This is a genomic window from Falsigemmobacter intermedius (assembly GCF_004054105.1).
Taxonomy (GTDB): Bacteria; Pseudomonadota; Alphaproteobacteria; order Rhodobacterales; family Rhodobacteraceae; genus Wagnerdoeblera; species Wagnerdoeblera intermedia.
Genome location: NZ_SBLC01000009.1, coordinates 1 through 17,058 on the forward strand (window position 1 = coordinate 1; position 17,058 = coordinate 17,058).

The 17,058-nt window shown below is 62.7% G+C and carries 18 protein-coding genes and 4 tRNA genes; 10 read left to right on the forward strand and 12 right to left on the reverse strand.

Going from position 1 to position 17,058, the window contains the following annotated elements; translation table 11 throughout:
* From EP867_RS07915 to EP867_RS19790, 4 genes are all read right to left on the reverse strand, one after another.
* A partial coding sequence (locus EP867_RS07915; RefSeq protein ID WP_164888799.1) for a DUF6538 domain-containing protein occupies positions 1 to 840 on the reverse strand: 840 nt, incomplete at its 3' end.
* 129 nt (positions 841 to 969) lie between these two features.
* Positions 970 to 1,044 (reverse strand) — tRNA-Asn (locus tag EP867_RS07920).
* Positions 1,045 to 1,132: 88 nt separating this feature from the next.
* Positions 1,133 to 2,044, reverse strand: coding sequence for an MBL fold metallo-hydrolase (locus EP867_RS07925; protein WP_128487934.1), 912 nt, complete (start codon positions 2,042 to 2,044; stop codon positions 1,133 to 1,135).
* 29 nt (positions 2,045 to 2,073) lie between these two features.
* Entirely contained in the window at positions 2,074 to 2,373 is a 300-nt protein-coding gene (locus EP867_RS19790; RefSeq protein ID WP_164888800.1) for a hypothetical protein, read from the reverse strand.
* Between the two features lie 192 nt (positions 2,374 to 2,565).
* Here EP867_RS19790 and EP867_RS19795 point away from each other — a divergent pair, with 192 nt between their 5' ends.
* Positions 2,566 to 3,396, forward strand: a complete 831-nt coding sequence (locus tag EP867_RS19795; RefSeq protein WP_164888801.1) for a helix-turn-helix domain-containing protein — start codon at positions 2,566 to 2,568, stop codon at positions 3,394 to 3,396.
* Positions 3,397 to 3,431: 35 nt separating this feature from the next.
* Here EP867_RS19795 and EP867_RS07935 read toward each other — a convergent pair whose 3' ends face one another.
* The 4 genes from EP867_RS07935 to EP867_RS07950 all read right to left on the reverse strand — a co-directional run bounded on the left by EP867_RS07935 (position 3,432) and on the right by EP867_RS07950 (position 4,431).
* Positions 3,432 to 3,728 carry a hypothetical protein gene (locus EP867_RS07935; protein ID WP_128487938.1) on the reverse strand — a complete coding sequence of 99 codons (297 nt, stop codon included), beginning with the start codon at positions 3,726 to 3,728 and terminating at the stop codon, positions 3,432 to 3,434.
* Between the two features lie 287 nt (positions 3,729 to 4,015).
* Positions 4,016 to 4,099, reverse strand: a tRNA-Tyr gene (locus EP867_RS07940).
* 82 nt (positions 4,100 to 4,181) lie between these two features.
* A tRNA-Tyr gene (locus tag EP867_RS07945) sits at positions 4,182 to 4,265 on the reverse strand.
* A gap of 82 nt (positions 4,266 to 4,347) precedes the next feature.
* A tRNA-Tyr gene (locus EP867_RS07950) sits at positions 4,348 to 4,431 on the reverse strand.
* 291 nt (positions 4,432 to 4,722) lie between these two features.
* Between EP867_RS07950 and rlmB the strand changes: the two genes are divergently transcribed.
* The 5 genes from rlmB (at position 4,723) to EP867_RS07975 (ending at position 8,865) form a co-directional block, all read left to right on the forward strand.
* Positions 4,723 to 5,502, forward strand: a complete 780-nt coding sequence (gene rlmB, locus EP867_RS07955; RefSeq protein WP_128487940.1) for a 23S rRNA (guanosine(2251)-2'-O)-methyltransferase RlmB — start codon at positions 4,723 to 4,725, stop codon at positions 5,500 to 5,502.
* 162 nt (positions 5,503 to 5,664) lie between these two features.
* Entirely contained in the window at positions 5,665 to 6,093 is a 429-nt protein-coding gene (locus EP867_RS07960) for a CoA-binding protein (protein WP_128487942.1), read from the forward strand.
* Positions 6,094 to 6,208: 115 nt separating this feature from the next.
* Positions 6,209 to 6,856: a protein-L-isoaspartate O-methyltransferase family protein gene (locus EP867_RS07965; RefSeq protein ID WP_128487945.1), complete on the forward strand. Its 648-nt coding sequence runs from the start codon at positions 6,209 to 6,211 to the stop codon at positions 6,854 to 6,856.
* A gap of 32 nt (positions 6,857 to 6,888) precedes the next feature.
* A complete protein-coding gene (locus EP867_RS07970; RefSeq protein ID WP_128487947.1) occupies positions 6,889 to 8,286 on the forward strand; it encodes a TolC family outer membrane protein in 1,398 nt (465 codons plus the stop codon).
* A 72-nt stretch (positions 8,287 to 8,358) separates the two neighbouring features.
* Positions 8,359 to 8,865: a glycerol-3-phosphate dehydrogenase gene (locus EP867_RS07975; protein WP_128487949.1), complete on the forward strand. Its 507-nt coding sequence runs from the start codon at positions 8,359 to 8,361 to the stop codon at positions 8,863 to 8,865.
* A 155-nt stretch (positions 8,866 to 9,020) separates the two neighbouring features.
* On the opposite strand, the gene EP867_RS07980 is transcribed toward EP867_RS07975, so the two are convergent.
* Positions 9,021 to 9,347: a DUF6280 family protein gene (locus EP867_RS07980; protein WP_124964111.1), complete on the reverse strand. Its 327-nt coding sequence runs from the start codon at positions 9,345 to 9,347 to the stop codon at positions 9,021 to 9,023.
* 403 nt (positions 9,348 to 9,750) lie between these two features.
* Here EP867_RS07980 and EP867_RS07985 point away from each other — a divergent pair, with 403 nt between their 5' ends.
* The 4 genes from EP867_RS07985 to EP867_RS08000 are packed head-to-tail and all read left to right on the forward strand — an operon-like array spanning position 9,751 to position 13,682.
* Complete coding sequence (locus tag EP867_RS07985) at positions 9,751 to 10,914, forward strand: peptidoglycan glycosyltransferase FtsW (RefSeq protein WP_128487951.1); 1,164 nt, start codon at positions 9,751 to 9,753, stop codon at positions 10,912 to 10,914.
* 1 nt (position 10,915) lies between these two features.
* Positions 10,916 to 12,010, forward strand: coding sequence for a UDP-N-acetylglucosamine--N-acetylmuramyl-(pentapeptide) pyrophosphoryl-undecaprenol N-acetylglucosamine transferase (locus tag EP867_RS07990; RefSeq protein WP_128487953.1), 1,095 nt, complete (start codon positions 10,916 to 10,918; stop codon positions 12,008 to 12,010).
* Between the two features lie 3 nt (positions 12,011 to 12,013).
* Positions 12,014 to 13,420, forward strand: coding sequence for a UDP-N-acetylmuramate--L-alanine ligase (gene murC / locus EP867_RS07995; protein WP_128487955.1), 1,407 nt, complete (start codon positions 12,014 to 12,016; stop codon positions 13,418 to 13,420).
* A gap of 25 nt (positions 13,421 to 13,445) precedes the next feature.
* Positions 13,446 to 13,682 carry a DUF2484 family protein gene (locus EP867_RS08000; protein WP_241656857.1) on the forward strand — a complete coding sequence of 79 codons (237 nt, stop codon included), beginning with the start codon at positions 13,446 to 13,448 and terminating at the stop codon, positions 13,680 to 13,682.
* Positions 13,683 to 13,687: 5 nt separating this feature from the next.
* On the opposite strand, the gene EP867_RS08005 is transcribed toward EP867_RS08000, so the two are convergent.
* The 3 genes from EP867_RS08005 to gltX form a co-directional block, all read right to left on the reverse strand.
* Positions 13,688 to 14,035 carry a DMT family transporter gene (locus EP867_RS08005; RefSeq protein WP_128487960.1) on the reverse strand — a complete coding sequence of 116 codons (348 nt, stop codon included), beginning with the start codon at positions 14,033 to 14,035 and terminating at the stop codon, positions 13,688 to 13,690.
* Between the two features lie 144 nt (positions 14,036 to 14,179).
* Positions 14,180 to 15,475, reverse strand: a complete 1,296-nt coding sequence (locus tag EP867_RS08010; protein WP_128487962.1) for a citrate synthase — start codon at positions 15,473 to 15,475, stop codon at positions 14,180 to 14,182.
* 73 nt (positions 15,476 to 15,548) lie between these two features.
* Positions 15,549 to 16,988 (reverse strand): glutamate--tRNA ligase, encoded by a 1,440-nt coding sequence (gene gltX, locus EP867_RS08015; protein ID WP_128487964.1) that lies wholly within the window; start codon positions 16,986 to 16,988, stop codon positions 15,549 to 15,551.
* Between the last annotated feature and the right edge of the window lie 70 nt (positions 16,989 to 17,058).

The following is a 17,058-nucleotide window of genomic DNA, read 5'->3' on the forward strand; positions in this document are numbered from 1 at the left end:
CAGACGGAAAATTCTGACCTGCTGATCGATGCTCAGTGCCTTGACCTCGGCCTTGCGCTGCTGTGCCTCAAATCTCGCGATGAGGTCTTCCCAAGCGGGCGAATAGGCGGCCACTGGTTCTGCTTGAACAGCAGGCTGCGTGCTCTGCGGTTGTGGAGCTGCGCCAGGGCTCGCGAGGGCCTCCGCAATCTGTAGGGCTTCGTCAAAACCGACGGTCGTGTCCTTGGCTGCTTGAATATAAGCCGCCGCTCGACCTTGGATATATTTATTCCTCGCAATAAGAAAGTCAGCTGCACCAATGTCTTGGCGGCCGATGGAAGTCTGGAGTTGATCGAGGATCTGGCTGCCATGCCTATCCTTCGGGGTGCTGGTGGCGAGCGAGACGTTGTTCTCAAGGTTCTCGCGAAGCAGTGCAATTTCAACCTGGCTCCGGCCTTCGATATGCAGGGCCTCGGCTTGGGCTTCAGTCAAGGGTGCGGCACCCCGTCCATGCTGGGCGATCATGCGTAGAGCGGTGCCCATGGCCCAATCCTGCGCCTGATTGCTTTCAGAATCGCCCCTGTGGCGCACGTCGGCGCGGAAGATCGCAATCTTCTTTTGCTCGCGTTCAATGATGAACTCGAGGAACGTGCGGGCTTCAGCGACGGTCAGGCCTTGGACGGACATGGCATCGAACAGGTTGTTGCTTTCGACCGTTACGATTGCAGCACGGCGTCGTGCAATCAACGGTTCATTCGTCCGAAGGCTGATTTGAAGGATCCTGCCACCAGCGCGGGCAGGGGTGCGGCGACGCCAGACATAGGACGCGCCACGGCGGTAAAGATGCGACTGGAAAGTCATAGGATACCCTTAATGGACAGGGCAAATCCGATTATCGGCATCTCTTCCGAGTGTGATACGTATCACACTCACATGGTTTTCGCGCTATTTACGCAAAAATACCAAATTCATCAGAATGTTAGATGATTTTGGCTCCGGCGGTAGGGATCGAACCTACGACCAATTGATTAACAGTCAACTGCTCTACCGCTGAGCTACGCCGGAACATGTGGGGTGGTATAGCTATGGTGTTCGGTGGCGTCCAGAGGAAAAAATCAGATTTTGTGAAGATTTTTCAATGGCCCGCGGGCCATCACTCCGCGGGCAGTGACCAAAGGGCGTCCCGCCCCGGGGCGGGGCTCGCGAGGGCCTTATTGCGCTGATGAAGATCCAGCAGATGAGCCAGAACATTGCGGCCTGCGGCGGGCAGAAGGGAGGGATCGACGTCGGCATAGATCCTTGCGGCAAGCTCAGCCGCGCTGCCCGGGCCATCGCACAGTGCTGCGAGGATCTGCGCCTCGCGGCCCAGGCGGTGGCTGCGCAGATATTCCAGCCGGGGCAGGGCAGGCTCGACCGGGCTGCCGTGTCCCGGCCAGAGCACCCTTGGTGCCCGCGCGATCAGCCGATCAAGAGAGGTCATATAATCTGACATATCGCCATCGGGTGGCGAGACGATGCTGGTCGCCCAGCCCATCGCCAGATCGGCTGAGAAGATCCCGTCTCCCATCACGAAGCAGAGGTGGTTTCCGAGATGGCCGGGGGTGTGAAGCGCCTCAAGCTGCCAGCCGTCACCGGTCAGGATCTCGCCGTCGGCAATCAGGATGTCGGGCGTGAAGCTGTGGTCACAGCCCTCGCCGCCGCCAAGGTCCGACATTGCCTGCCACGCCGGATTCAGACCGTCCCTGGCTGTCCCGAAGGCGAAAACCGGAGCGCCGGTGGCCGCTTTCAGGGCCGGTGCCAGGTCGCTGTGATCATGATGGGCGTGGCTGACCAGGATTCGCGTGATCCGTTCTCCCGGGCTCAGGGCCGCGAGGATCGCCTGAAGATGGCTCGGATCATCCGGCCCGGGGTCGAGGAGCGTCACCTCTCCCTGGCCGATCAGATAGCTGTTGGTGCCCCGACCGGTGAGCGCAGAGGGATTGGGCGCGAGCAGGACGCGCAGAGTGTCGGTCAGGCGGACCGGCTGTCCGGGGGCTGCGGAATCAAACGGGTGGCCTGTGGTCATCTCTCACTCCTGCGGCACTGCAAATGCAGTTAGACCGGGGAGACGAGAGAAAGAAACACCCGATTTTCAGGCTCAGGCGGTTCCGGCGGGCCGGCCATGTGGCGCAGCATCTGCCCGACCCCGGGCAATGCCCCGACTGTGATGATCGAAAATCCGCTGCAGATGCGCGACAGGCCATCCTCAATCAGATCAACCTTAAGAAGATCCCCGACCTCAGGCATTTCGCGCGTGCAGAGCGAGAGAGGCAGGATCGCCAAGGCGCCCTGATCTTCGCACCACAACAAAAAAGCCTGCGATGTTTTCGAGCGGGACAGGACAATCGCTTCCAAGCTTTCCTCCCTGTAAAACAGGCTACTCGTTACCGCACGATTGCCTGCCATGATGGCGATCACCTTTGTAACTGCAAAGACGCGGATTTGTGTCAGACTATTCAGCAATCCTATTGTTTTGCACGCAGGGGTTGTGACAGGCTGTCAGAGTTAAGGAAGTTGAAATTCTCAAACACTGACAGAGGCGACAGCGTGAAAGAATTCAGGACCTCGTTTCAGACCGCCACGGCCCGCCGGGCACAGTCTCCGCAGGAAATCCGGATGGTGCTTTCCGAGAACCTCCGGCAATTGCTCAGAAATGGCCCCTCCATTGCCTCGCTGTGTCGCGAACTGGGGCTGAACCGGACCCAGTTTCACCGCTTTCTCACCGGCGAAGCCTGTCCGCGGCAGGATGTTCTCAAGAAAATCTGCGATTATTTTGGTGTCGACGGGCGGATCCTGCTGGAGCCGCTGGCGCAGATCCGTCCGCTTTCCGGAACCCCCGCAGATCCGCTTTTACGCAGGATTATCATGCCGGAAGGCAGCCGGCCTTTTGACGACTATTTCTTTCCTGATGGCGATTACCGCTATTGGCGGCGCTCTTTTTCCTGTGCCGGGCAATTTGTCAGCGGGCTGTGGCGGGTGCGCCGTGCAGGGGCTGTGAAGCAGGTGGATGGCTGGGATCTCTATCCCCATCCGGTGCGCAGCGGGACCCGGCGCTTTTCGCGTAAATCGCCATGGTCCGGTGTGGTGGTACAGACCTTTGACGGGCTGAAGATCTATACCCGCGCGGAGGACGAAACCATTATGACCTTCAGCTTTCTTGAATTCGGCGCGCCGAACTCCTCGCGCTATCTGCGCGGCCTCTCGGTCGTGGCGCGGCGCGAGATGGCGGGCGCAACCCGCACCACACCCCTTCTGGTTGAGCCGGTGGGCGCCGGACGCGGCGAATTGCTGCGCGCGGCGAGAGGATGTGGCATGATGGGGGTTGAGGCGCTGCCGCCCCGGCTGCGCGGGGTGCTTGAGTTGCGGGACAGTTTCTGAGGGCGCGTGAGAGACTGCAGCAGGCGGGGCTGTGATCAGCCCCGCAGCGGCAGGCCCGGGGCCACTGTCAGCGTGGCGTGGCGGCCCTGAAACTGAAAGCTGAAGCGCTGGCGCGGCGGCGGGGCGATGCGGGTGATATGCTCACTCTCCACCGAAATCTCCAGGGCGAGCAGCAGGGCGATGATCTCATCCTCATAGGCGCTGTCGGTGCCGTAAAAGCGCAGCCGCGCCGAATGCACCCCGCGCAACGTGTGGGTGAGGTGTCGAAAGCTTGCATCATCAATCAGCGATGACACAGGTTGCGGAGCGGGGACGGGAGCCTGAGCCTGCACGGGAATCCTCTGAGAGTTCAGTGGCCTGAGGCCGCTGGGGCCGACATGCCGGGCGGGCACCTTAAACCGGGGCGGGCCGGGAGGACAGGAGCGCCCCGTTCACACCGCGTGAGAAGGCGAAGCTTTGCCGAAGCGCGCGCGTGGTCCTGGCGAAATCCGGCCTGGCAGGGACGGCAAGCGTGTTGGTGCCGGGCGGCGTTACCCAGGAAGCCGCTCTCAGCGGATCAGACAGCCGCCTTGTGCCGCCCGTCAGGACAGCCACCCGTTTCCGTATCGATGTAGGGAAGTGGTGGGCGACCCTGGAATCGAACCAGGCATGGGTCTCCCCGGCGGAGTTACAGTCCGCTGCCGCACCTTGCAGCACGTCGCCCGAAGCTTCATGGCTTCATTTATTGAAAAAACCGCCCGTGGGCGGCTCCCTCATCACAGCAGTCCTGCCCCTTCCTGAGGAAGTGGTGGGCGACCCTGGAATCGAACCAGGCATGGGTCTCCCCGGCGGAGTTACAGTCCGCTGCCGCACCTTGCAGCACGTCGCCCGACGCTTCATGGCTTCATTTATTGAAAAAACCGCCCGTGGGCGGCTCCCTCATCACAGCAGTCCTGCCCCTTCCTGAGGAAGTGGTGGGCGACCCTGGAATCGAACCAGGCATGGGTCTCCCCGGCGGAGTTACAGTCCGCTGCCGCACCTTGCAGCACGTCGCCCGACGCTGTGTGAGGGGGTATCTACCGGGGCACCACGGGGGCGTCAAGGGTTCTGTCGGAAGGAAAATGCAAATTCCCGGAAATTCGGGAAAAAAGTTTACAGCCACAGGGTTAGGCGGCGTTCGCGAAGTTCGTCGGGGCAGGGGCGACGCCCTGGCTTCTTGCGCCGGGCAGCGAAACACGGCACGAGGGCGGCTGCTTTGGCCCCGGACGATCTGCTTGCGGAATGGGGGGCTGCGCCGCCCTTGCGCGGAGAGATTTGGCAGCGCATCCTGCCGTCAGGAGACAGACAATGAAAAAACCGTCCTGGGTGATTGATAAAGAACGCTCGCGTCGCGCCTCAGCCGCAGAGACCGTCTGGCTCTTCGGTCTGCATGCCGTGCGCGATGCGCTGATGAACCCCAAGCGTGAAAAGCTGCGCCTTTTGCTGACGCGCAATGCCGCCGACAAACTGGCGGATGCGATCGCCGCCTCGGGCATGGAGCCCGAGATTGAGGATCCGCGCAAATTCAGCGCGCCGATCGATAAGGATTCGGTGCACCAGGGCGCGGCGCTTGAAGTGAAGGCTCTCGACTGGGGCAGCCTCAGCGATGTGGCCGCCGGGGGGGAGGGCAAGCCGCTGCTCGTTCTGCTCGACCGCGTGACCGATCCGCATAACGTCGGCGCGATTCTGCGCTCGGCAGAGGTGTTCGGCGCGCGCGCCGTGATCGCGCCGCGCCACCATTCGGCGCCCGAGACCGGTGCCCTGGCAAAAACCGCCTCCGGTGCGCTGGAGCGTCAGCCCTATCTGCGCGTGACCAACCTTTCCGAGGCCATGGTGACGCTGAAGGATATGGGCTACATCCTCCTTGGCCTTGATGGTCAGGCGGATCAGACCCTGGCTCAGGGCGTTGCTGCCGCAAAGGGCCGCCCGATCGGGTTGGTCATGGGCGCGGAAGGCCCGGGCCTGCGTGAGAAAACCCGCGAGACCTGCGATGCGCTGGTCCGCGTTCCCTATGGCAGCGATTTCGGCTCTCTGAACGTGTCGAATGCCGCTGCCGTGGCGCTCTATGAGGCGGCGCGCGGGGAGTGAGATCACAGTTTCGCGAGCCTGGTACTTTTTCAGGGATTGCGCGTTATCTGTAACAGGTGCGGGTCCGGAACCCCCGCGCTGCGTCTCACTGTCCCTCGTTCCGTGACTGGCGCCTGGTCGTAAAGCCCGGGCGCCATTTTTCTTTTAAAGGGGGAGGAAAAGATGCAAAATTCCAAGGAAAATTCAATTGATCAGGCGATCTCGGCGGCAGGTGTCGTGGCGGTCGTCGGATTTTCGGCCAATGCCGATCGTCCGGTCTGGGGGGTGTCGCAGTACCTTCAGGCTGCGGGTCTGCGGATTATCCCGGTCAACCCCGGCCTCGCGGGCCAGGTTCTGATGGGCGAAAAGGTCTATGCCTCGCTGAGCGAAATCCCCGCAGAAATCCCGGTGGATACCGTCGATGTCTTCCGCCGCTCGGATCAGGTGCCTGCAATTGCTGCTGAGGCGATTGCGCATCTGCCGTATCTGCGCACGCTCTGGCTGCAGATGGGGGTCACCAGCCCCGAGGCGCGGGCGCTCTCTGAGGAGAAGGGTGTGATCTTCGTCGAAGACCGCTGCCTGAAAGTTGAGCACCGCCTGAGAGCCGTCTGAGGCCGCAAAGCCGCAGCGCCTCATTGCGCTGCGGTGCCAGCCGTGCCGACAGTTGCTCCGCCCGAAGCTTTGTGGCAGAACGTCGCACAAGATTAACACTATCAAAGGCCTGCCCATGTCGGATTTTGCCGCGCGCCGTGTGATGATGGTCGACAACCAGGTCCGGCCTTCGGACGTGACCAAATACCCCGTCATCGCTGCCATGCTGGATGTTCCGCGTGAGAGCTTTGTCCCCGATCACCTGATCGAGGCTGCCTATATGGGCGAGAATCTGGTGGTGGCACCGGGTCGCGTTCTGCTGGAGCCGCGCACCTTCGCCAAGCTGCTCGACGCGGTTAATATCCAGAAAGATGAGCTGGTGCTCGATGTGGGCTCGGCGCTTGGGTATTCGGCCGCCGTGATCGGCCGGATGGCGCAGGCTGTCGTGGCCCTGGAAGAAGATGAGACCATGGCGGCTGTTGCCGCACAGCGTCTTGCCGCCGTGGACAATGTGGCCCCGGTGACCGGTGCGCTCAGCGCCGGTGTCATGGCCCAGGCGCCTTTTGATGTCATCCTCATTGAGGGCGGCGTTCAGGAAATTCCCGCCGCCCTTCTGGCGCAGCTGAAAGAGGGCGGCCGCATCGGCGCGCTCTTTATGGAGGCGGCTGTGGGTGTGGTGCGCGTTGGTGTGAAAGCCGGCGACGCAATCGCATGGCGGGATGCGTTTAACGCGGCAGCGCCGGTGCTTGCAGATTTTGCACGCAAGCCGGAGTTCGCGCTTTAAAGCCCTCAGACGGGGCGGAACAGGGGTTCAGAATGGTGATCAGCAAGGCCCGGACGCTGATGATGGGGCTGGCAGCTGCGGTTATGACCGCCGCGCCGGTATTTTCTGAAACGCTTGGGGATGCGCTGGTCCTGGCCTATCGGAACTCGCAGCTGCTTGAGCAGAACAGGGCGCTGCTGCGGGCGACCGATGAAGGGGTGGCGCGCTCCGTTGCCGCTCTGCGTCCCACGATCGATTTTGTGCTGCAGTCAGGCTATGCCAAGAACGACGTGCAGGTTTCGGCCGGGCCGGGTTTGACGCGGCAGACGCGGGTTGAGGCGCTGTCCACCACGGCCTCGCTGACCGCAAGTCTGGTGCTTTATAACGGCGGGGCGTCGCGCCTGGCCGTTCAGGCTGCCAAAGAATCGGTTCTGGCCACCCGTCAGGCTCTGATCGGGGTGGAGCAGAATGTTCTGCTGTCGGCGGTTCAGGCCTATATGAGGCTGCGTCTGGCGCAGGACATCGTTGCTCTGCGTCAGGGCAACGTCCGCGTCCTGGCCCGTGAGATGCAGGCCGCAACCGACCGTTTTGAACTGGGTGAGATCACCCGCACTGATGTCGCCCTGGCAGAGGCCCGTCTGGCGGCCGCCCGCGCGCAGCTGACCGCGGCTGAGGGTGATGTCCTCGTCGGGCGTGAGACCTATCAGCTTGCCGTCGGTCAGGCGCCCGGGCGTCTTTCGGCCCCGCCGCGCCAGCCCGTGACCGCCCGCAGCGTCGAGGAAGCCAAGCGCATCGCGCGTCAGCAGCATTATGCCATCCGTCAGATGCAGCACCAGCTCGCCGCCGCAGACCTCAATGTGAAGATCGCTGAGGCTGCGATGGGCCCGAACATCGCGCTGAGTGCGGGGCTTTCGCACGACAATCAGGGCATGACCGACCGCACTCTCGGGCTGCGCCTGTCGCAGCCGATCTATCGCGGCGGAGCGCTGTCCTCTGAGCATCGCCGCGCGATTGCCAACCGCGATGCCGTTCGGGCGCAGCTTCACCATACCGTCGCTCAGGTCGAACAGGCCGTGGGTGAGGCCTGGGCGATGCGGCTTGTGACCTCAGCCTCGATCACCGCGATGGATCGCCAGATCACCGCCGCACGCGCCGCCTATGACGGTGTGCGCGAAGAGACCCGTCTTGGCGCGCGCACCACGCTTGATCTGCTGAACGCCGAGCAGGAACTTCTGAGCGCTCAGGCCAGCCGGCTTGAGGCGGTGACGAGCCAATATGTTGCCAATTACAGCCTTCTGGCCGCGATGGGCTATCTGACGGTTGATCACCTGAAGCTCGGCATCCCGACCTATGATGTCAGCGCTTATTATAACGCTGTTAAATCTGCTCCGGTAACCTCGCCCCAGGGGCAGCGGCTCGACCGCATTCTGCAGTCCAGCGGGCGGAAGTAAGCCGCACGCGGTTGTGACGCTGCCTGCAAGCAGGTAGCATATCCGCGTGTGGCGCAGAGTAGACCGGAACAGATGAGCGAACAGACCAGACCTTCGGGGGCCGATGAGGTGCTTTCCTCTCTGCGCCGGCTTGTCACCGATGAGGCCGCCTCCGCTGAGGGGGCAGCACCTGCGCCGCTGCGGCTGACCGCTGCGCGCCCCGCGCGGCTGATGCTGACCCCCGCGCTGCGGGTGGATGCGCCCGCGCCCGCCCCTGCGGTGCCCAGGCTTGAGGGGATTGAGGCTGAGCTTGCAGCCCGGGATGCAATGCTTGCGGCAGAGGAGGCTCCCTTCATTGAGGATGAGCCCGGGCAGATCACGCGGCAGGGCGCGGGGCTGTTGTCCTGGCCCGATGAGCCTGAGGCCGAAGCCGAGGAAGAGGCCCGCCGCGATGAAGAGATTCTGCGCAGTCTGATCCGCGACGTTCTTCGGGAAGAGTTGCAGGGCGATCTGGGGGAGCGGGTGACCCGAAATATCCGCAAGATTGTGCGTGCTGAGGTGGCCCGGGTGCTGACCGTCTCGACCGCGCGCCGCGACTGAAGGCTGCCTTTATCGGCCTTAAGCCGTCCATCCGGGCGGCTTTTTCATTTCAGATGGCCGCATCGTCGGGCGGCGCCCTGCTAAAACGAAAGCCGCGCCCGTGAGGGCGCGGCTTTCGTCATCAGCCTGACCGGAGACCGGTCAGGTCACAGACCTCAGGCAGCGTCGTGCATATCGGCTTCGAGAGCCGCACGGCGTTCCGATTCTTCGCGCGAGAGTGCGACCGAGGTGCGCACGCCTTTTGCGACAAATTCCATCAGGCCTTTGACCACACGCTCGTTCGGGTCAATCCCGGCGCAGGACAGAACTTCACGGCCATCACGCGAGCGCGCCCAGCGGGCGATCTGCTCGGGTCCGTTGCCATATTTTTTGTCGTCAGCGATCGCATCATCGAGAGCGGCGAGTACAACGGCTGCAAAAAGCTTGCGTGCGCGTTGGCCCTGCTCAAAGTTAAATGCGCTGCCGTCAACGAAATCAGCCATTTCGTCGTCCTTGGATAGTCGTGTTGGAATACAGTCATGCGTCTTAAGACGTCCGACCTGACTTAGGCCCTTTTTGCATTCCGGGGAAATACCCATTTGGAATGTCTGCCATGCAACCTGTGCATGACTGGGGTCGTCAATGTCCTCAGTTTAGCGCTAGACCGGCGAATAGTTGGATGGATGTGGGGGTGCAGGGAACTTCTGTCAAGGCACCGGACCTGCGTCATTGTCGCAGGGGCACGCCTTCGTGATTTCCCCTCTTGACCTGCCTTTTTGCTGGCCAAGAAGCCGGGCCTCAGGCTAAGATGCATTCCAAGATCCGCAAAGGCGGGCGGTCCTGATCATAAGGGGCCGGACGGGCAGTTTTATTTAAAAAGATCAAACACAAGACAGGCGGTCTGCAATGACGGATATGGTGCATGGCACTCTGCCCGCGCGGGCGGGGGATCCGGTTCTTCCGCGCTGGTGGCGCACCATCGACAAGTGGTCGATGGGGGCGGTTATGGCGCTTTTTTGCATCGGTCTGCTGCTGGGGCTTGCCGCCTCGGTGCCGCTCGCAGAGCGCAATGACCAGCCCGCGTTCTATTATGTGACGCGTCAGCTGGCCTTCGGCGGCCTTGCAATTCTTGCAATGGTCCTCGTCTCGATGATGGAGCCGCGACAGATCCGGCGTCTGGGAATCGTGCTCTTTGCGGTGACGCTGGTTTCGCTCTTTCTGCTGCCGTTCTTCGGGACGAACTATGGCAAAGGCGCGGTGCGCTGGTTCTCGATCGGCTTCGGCTCGGTCCAGCCCTCTGAGTTTCTCAAGCCCGGCTTTATCATCGTCTCCGCCTGGCTGATGGCGGCGGCCCAGGATCTCAACGGTCCGCCGGGGCGGGCCTGGTCTTTCGGCCTTTTGCTCATCGTGGTGGCGCTGCTGGTTCTGCAGCCGGACTTCGGCCAGGCCTCTCTGGTACTTTTCGGCTGGGGCGTGGTCTATTTCATCTCCGGAGCCCCCATGCGCATTCTGCTGGTGGTCGGTGGTCTCATCGTGGCCGGGGGCGTTGTCGCCTATGGCAGCTCCGACCACTTCGCAGGCCGGATCAACGGCTATCTGGCCGCTGAGATCGATCCGCGCACCCAGATCGGCTATGCCACCACCGCCATTCAGAACGGCGGCTTCTTTGGCGTCGGCGTGGGTGAGGGGCAGGTGAAATGGCAGCTGCCCGACGCGCATACCGACTTCATTATTGCCGTGGCGGCTGAGGAATATGGCGTCGTTCTCGTCTCGATCATTCTCTTTCTTTATGCAGCGATCCTGATGCGGTCACTGATGCGGCTGACGCGCGAGCGCGATCCCTTCATTCGCCTGGCGGGTTCGGGGCTTGCCTGTATTTTCGCGGTTCAGGCCATGGTGAACATGGGCGTGGCCGTGCGACTTCTGCCGACCAAGGGGATGACGCTGCCTTTCGTGTCCTATGGCGGCTCCTCGGTGGTGGCTGCGGGGATCACGCTTGGCATGTTGTTTGCCATGACCCGTCACCGTCCGCAGGGGCAGATCAGTGACTTCTTCCGCCGGAGGGTCTGACATGAGCCAGGCACCGCTGCTTCTGATCGCTGCCGGGGGGACCGGCGGCCATATGTTCCCGGCGCAGGCGCTGGCTGAGGCGATGATCGCGCGTGGCTGGCGGGTGACGCTCTCGACCGATGAGCGCGGCGCGCGCTACGCCGGGGGCTTTCCGGCGCAGGTGACGATTGAGAAAGTCAGCGCAGCGACCTTTGCCCGGGGCGGCGCTGCGGGCAAAGCCCTCGTGCCGTTTCGTATCGCCGGGGGGGTGGCTGCGGCCACGGCCTCGATGCTGAAAGACCGGCCGGCGGTGGTGGTGGGCTTTGGCGGCTATCCGTCGATCCCGGCGCTTTGTGCGGCCACCGCGCTGCGCATTCCGCGGATGATCCATGAACAGAACGGCGTTCTGGGCAAGGTGAACCGGCTTTTTGCAAAGCGCGTCCATCGGGTCGCCTGCGGTACCTGGCCGACCGATCTGCCCGCCGGGGTGGAGGGGATCCACACCGGAAACCCGGTGCGCGCCGCTGTGCTGGAGCGGGCTGGCGCGCCCTATATCGTGCCGGGCGATTATCCGATGAATCTCCTGATCATCGGCGGCAGCCAGGGCGCGCGGATTTTGTCCGATGTGGTCCCGGCTGCGATGGCAGCGCTGCCTGAGGCGATGCGGGACAATCTTATCATCTCACACCAAGCCCGCTCAGAAGATCGCGACCGGGTGGTTGAGGCCTATGCCAATGCCGGCATCCGCGCCGATGTGCAGCCCTTCTTCAGCGATATTCCGGCCCGTCTGGCCGAGGCGCAGCTGGTGATCTCCCGCTCGGGGGCCTCTTCTGTGGCCGACATCTCTGTGATCGGGCGTCCGTCGATTCTGATCCCCTTTGCGGCCGCGACCGGGGATCATCAGACCGCCAATGCCCGCGGGCTGGTGAATGCCGAAGCGGCGAACCTGATGCCCGAGGCGCAATGCACCCCCGAGGCTCTGGCGGAGGCCACGGCCTTTCTGCTATCGCAACCGGAGGCGGCTTTGCAGATGTCACGCAATGCCCTGGCCGCGAGCCGGCCGGATGCCACCGGAACCCTTGTGACCCTTGTCAGTGAACTTTCCAGGACTGCCTGAACGATGAATATCACCGCCACCAAACTGCCGCATGAACTTGGCCCGATCCACTTTATCGGCATGGGCGGCATTGGCATGTCCGGGATCGCGGAAGTCCTGATTACGCTGGGCTACCGCGTGCAGGGCTCTGACGCCAAAGCCTCTAAGATCACCGATCGTCTGGTGACCCTGGGCGCGGTCTTCTTTGAGGGCCAGCGCGCTGAGAACATCGGCGAGGCGGCGGTGGTGGTGATCTCCTCTGCCATCAAAAAAGGCAACCCCGAGCTGGAAGAGGCCCGTCGTCGCGGCCTTCCGGTGGTGCGCCGTGCCGAGATGCTGGCCGAACTGATGCGCCTGAAGTCCAACGTGGCGATTGCCGGAACCCATGGCAAAACCACCACGACCACCATGGTGGCAACGCTTCTTGATAAGGGCGGTTTTGATCCGACAGTGATCAACGGCGGCGTGATCCATGCCTATGGCTCAAACGCGCGCGCGGGGGCGGGTGAGTGGATGGTGGTGGAGGCCGACGAGTCCGACGGCTCCTTCAACCGACTGCCCGCGACCATCGCGATCGTGACCAATATCGACCCCGAGCACATGGAGCATTGGGGCAGCTTTGACGCTTTGCGCAAAGGCTTCACGGATTTCGTTTCAAACATTCCCTTCTATGGTCTGGCCGTCTGCTGCACGGATCATCCCGAGGTGCAGTCGCTGGTGGGCCGTGTCACCGACCGCCGCATCGTAACTTTTGGCTTCAATGCCCAGGCCGATGTGCGGGCGATCAATCTGACCTATCAGGCCGGTGTCGCGCATTTTGATGTGGCGCTGCAGGGCGAGGGGGAGGGCGAGCTGATCGAAGGGTGCACCCTGCCGATGCCGGGCGATCACAACGTCTCGAATGCACTTTCAGCTGTGGCCGTGGCGCGTCATCTGGGCATGTCGAAAGAGGACATCCGCGCCGCTCTGGCAGGCTTTGGCGGGGTGAACCGCCGCTTCACCAAGGTGGGGGAAGTGGACGGGGTGACCATCATCGATGACTACGGCCATCACCCGGTGGAGATTGCCGCCGTGCTGAAGGCGGCCCGTCAGTCCACGGCGGGTCGGGTGATTGCGGTGCACCAGCCGCATCGCTATTCGCGCCTGTCGAGCCTTTTTGAGGATTTCTGCACCTGTTTTAACGAGGCGGATGTGGTGGCGATCGCAGAGGTTTACAGCGCCGGAGAAGAGCCGATCCCGGGCGCTGAGCGTGATGATCTGGTGGCGGGGCTGATCGCCCATGGCCATCGTCATGCCCGTGCGATCCTTGATGAAGGCGATCTTGTGCGTCTTGTGCGCGAGCAGGCGCGGCCCGGGGATTTTGTGGTCTGCCTCGGTGCGGGCACGATTTCGGCTTGGGCCAATGGCCTTCCTGCGCGTCTGAACGCGTGATCGCGCGGCTGTCGCGGTCATGGGCATGATCCTTACCGCAGCGGCCCTCTGGCTGGTGGCGGCGGTGATCGTCACCTCGCGCCAGGCCATGGCGCTTGCCGGTCTGGCGCGGCTGGCGCTGGTGGTGACGGGGGTTCCGCTTGTGGGCTGGATCACCTATGCCCTGGGCCCTTTGCCGGGCCTCGGAGGTTTGCTGATCGGTGCGGCGGTATTGCTGCGCTGCCGTCTGCCGCGCCTGACGGCGCGGGGCGGGCGCGAGTGACCGCCTCAGCCGTGTGTGGCGGTCTTTGAGAAGACGTTCATAATCATCACCCCGGTCAGGATGAAGCCGATGCCGATCAGGGCCGGGGTGTCGAGCTTCTGGCCAAACAGTCCCCATGCGATCAGCGCGGTCAGCACGATGCCGACGCCGGACCAGATCGCATAAGCGACGCCCAGCGGGATGTGGCGCAGCGCAAGCGAGAGGCCGTAAAAGGCGCATCCGTAGCAGATGAGCATGATCACAGTCGGCCAGAGCCGGGTGAACTGGGCCGATTTCAGCAGGGCCGAAGAGCCTGCCACTTCAAAGCAGATCGCGATCATCAGGGCGACCCAGGAGAGTGTGGCAGGGGACATGGGGACCTTTTTCCAGCAGTGTGAGGGGGGGGGGAGGCCGGGGCGGGCGCTGCCCTCCCCGGACCCCTCCCGGAGTATTTTTAAAAACCAAAGCAAAGAAGAGCGCCGCCCCCGGGGAGGGAGCGGCGCGGGATGTGTCTGAGTTCAGCGGCCTTCGACCGGGGTATAGTCGCGGGCGGCAGCGCCGACATAAAGCTGGCGCGGGCGACCGATCTTGCCTGCCGGATCCGAGATCATCTCTTTCCACTGGGCGATCCAGCCCACTGCACGCGAGAGCGCGAAGATCGGGGTGAACATCGAGGTCGGGAAGCCCATGGCCTCAAGGATGATGCCCGAGTAGAAATCGACGTTGGGGTAGAGCTTCTTCTCAACGAAGTAGGGGTCTTCGAGGGCGATCCGCTCAAGCTCTTTGGCGACCTTGAGGGTTTCATTGTCCTGGATGCCGAGGAGGTTCAGCACCTCATCTGCGGATTCCTTCATGACCTTGGCGCGCGGGTCGAAGTTTTTATAGACGCGGTGACCAAAGCCCATCAGGCGGAAGGGGTCATTTTTGTCTTTCGCGCGGGCGATGAATTCCGGGATGCGATCGACGGTGCCGATCTCGCGCAGCATTTCAAGGCAGGCCTGGTTGGCGCCGCCGTGAGCCGGGCCCCAGAGGCAGGCGATGCCGGCTGCGATACAGGCGAAGGGGTTGGCGCCCGAGGAGCCTGCCAGACGCACGGTCGAGGTCGAGGCGTTCTGCTCGTGGTCGGCATGGAGCATCATGATGCGGTCCATGGCCTTTTCGAGGATCGGGTTGACCACATAGTCTTCCGCCGGGACGGCAAAGCACATCCGCAGGAAGTTGGCCGAATAGGACAGGTCGTTCTTCGGATAAACGAAGGGCTGACCGATCGAGTATTTATAGGCCATGGCGGCGATGGTCGGGATCTTGGCGATCATGCGGATCGCCGAGACCTCGCGGTGCCAGGGGTCATTCACATCGGTCGAATCGTGGTAGAAGGCCGACATGGCGCCCACGACGCCGACCATGGTCGCCATCGGGTGGGCATCGCGGCGGAAGCCGCGGAAGAAGTTGTGCATCTGCTCATGCACCATGGTGTGACGGGTCACACGGGTCTCAAAGTCGGCGAGCTGTGCTGCGGTCGGCAGTTCTCCGTAGAGCAGCAGGTAGCAGACTTCGAGGTGATGCGAATGTTCTGCAAGCTGTTCGATCGGATAGCCGCGATAGAGCAGTTCACCTTTATCGCCATCGATATAGGTGATGGTCGATTCGCACGATGCCGTCGAGGTAAAGCCGGGATCGAAGGTGAAGACATCCGCCTGGCCGTAGAGCTTACGGATGTCGAGGACGTCCGGACCCACGGTCGGTGACATCACCGGCAAATCGTAGGTCTTATCGTCGAGTGTCAGCTTAGCGATCCTGGTTGGCGTCGACATCCGTGGTCCCTCTTCTTCGGGCCGGGGGGCAGTCCTTGTCCCCCGGCGAAAGTCTTGCCGCTTGACGAAGGGGTCAGGCCTCCCCGGGCCAGCCCGCAGCCTCCGTCAGCCGCGCGATCGTCTCCTGCCGGCCAAGGACCAGCATCATATCAAAGACACTAGGCGTTACTGAGCGACCTGCAAGAGCTGCCCGCAAAGGCGCTGCGATCTTACCCATTCCCAGCCCGTGTTCGGCGGCGGTTTCAGCAACAAGTGCCTCCAGCGCCTCGCGTTCCCAGGTAACACCCTCCAGGAGCGGCGTCAATTGGTTCAGTATACCACGGGATACAGTATCGAGCGAAGCCAGCGCCTTCGGCTCAGGCGAGAGCGGGCGGTCGCTGAGAATATAGGCGGCTTTGTCGAGCAGTTCCGGGAAGGTCTTGGCCCGTTCCTTCAGGCTGTTCATGCCCGCCAGCAGCAGCGGTTTCTGCGCTGCGGTCAGGGCCGGGCGGTCAGCCGCGATGAGGAAAGCTTCGATTTCGCGCAACAGGGTTTCATTCTCCATGGCAGCGATATGTTGCCCGGAAAGGTTTTCCAGTTTCTTAAAATCAAGGCGGGCGGGGGCTTTGCCGATTCCGCCAAGACCGAACCATTCCAGCGCCTGGGCGTCAGAGAAGAATTCATTGTCGCCATGCGCCCAGCCAAGGCGGCTGAGGTAGTTGCGCATGGCAACAGCCGGATAGCCGAGGGCGGCATATTCATGCAGGCCAACCGCGCCGTGGCGTTTCGAGAGTTTCTTGCCATCCGGCCCGTGGATCAGCGGGATATGCGCCCAGACCGGGACCTCCCAATCCATGGCGTTATAGACCATCTGCTGGCGGGCGGCATTGTTGAGGTGGTCATCGCCGCGGATCACATGGGTCACGCCCATGTCGTGGTCATCGACCACCACCGCCAGCATATAGACCGGCGTGCCGTCCGAGCGCAGGACGATCATATCGTCAAGCGTGGCGTTTTTCACGCGAACCGTGCCCTGCACGGCGTCTTCGATCAGCGTCTCGCCTTCGCGCGGCGCCTTCATGCGGATCACATAGGGCGCATCGGGATGGGTTGAGGGATCGGCATCGCGCCAGGGGCTTTGGAAGACCGGATAGCGGCCGGCAGCTTTTTCGGCTTCGCGGAAGGCTTCGATTTCAGCGGCGGTGGAGAAGCACTTATAGGCGCGGCCACGGGCCAGCATTTCATGCGCCACTTCGGCATGGCGGGGGGCGCGTTCAAACTGGCTGATCGCTTCGCCGTCCCAGTCCAGGCCAAGCCAGGTCAGGCCCTGCAAAATCGCGGCAGTGGCTTCCGGGGTAGAGCGTTCACGGTCGGTGTCTTCGATACGCAGCAGAAATTTACCGCCGCGGCCACGGGCAAAGAGCCAGTTGAACAGAGCCGTGCGCGCACCGCCGATATGCAGATATCCGGTGGGCGAGGGAGCGAAGCGCGTGACCACGGGGCGGGTGTCGGAGAGCTCGGTGGGGCCGGTCATCGGGGGCCTTTCGGTTAACCTTTGAGAAACTATCACAGGCGTAGCTTCGGATATGCCTGTCTAGAAAATT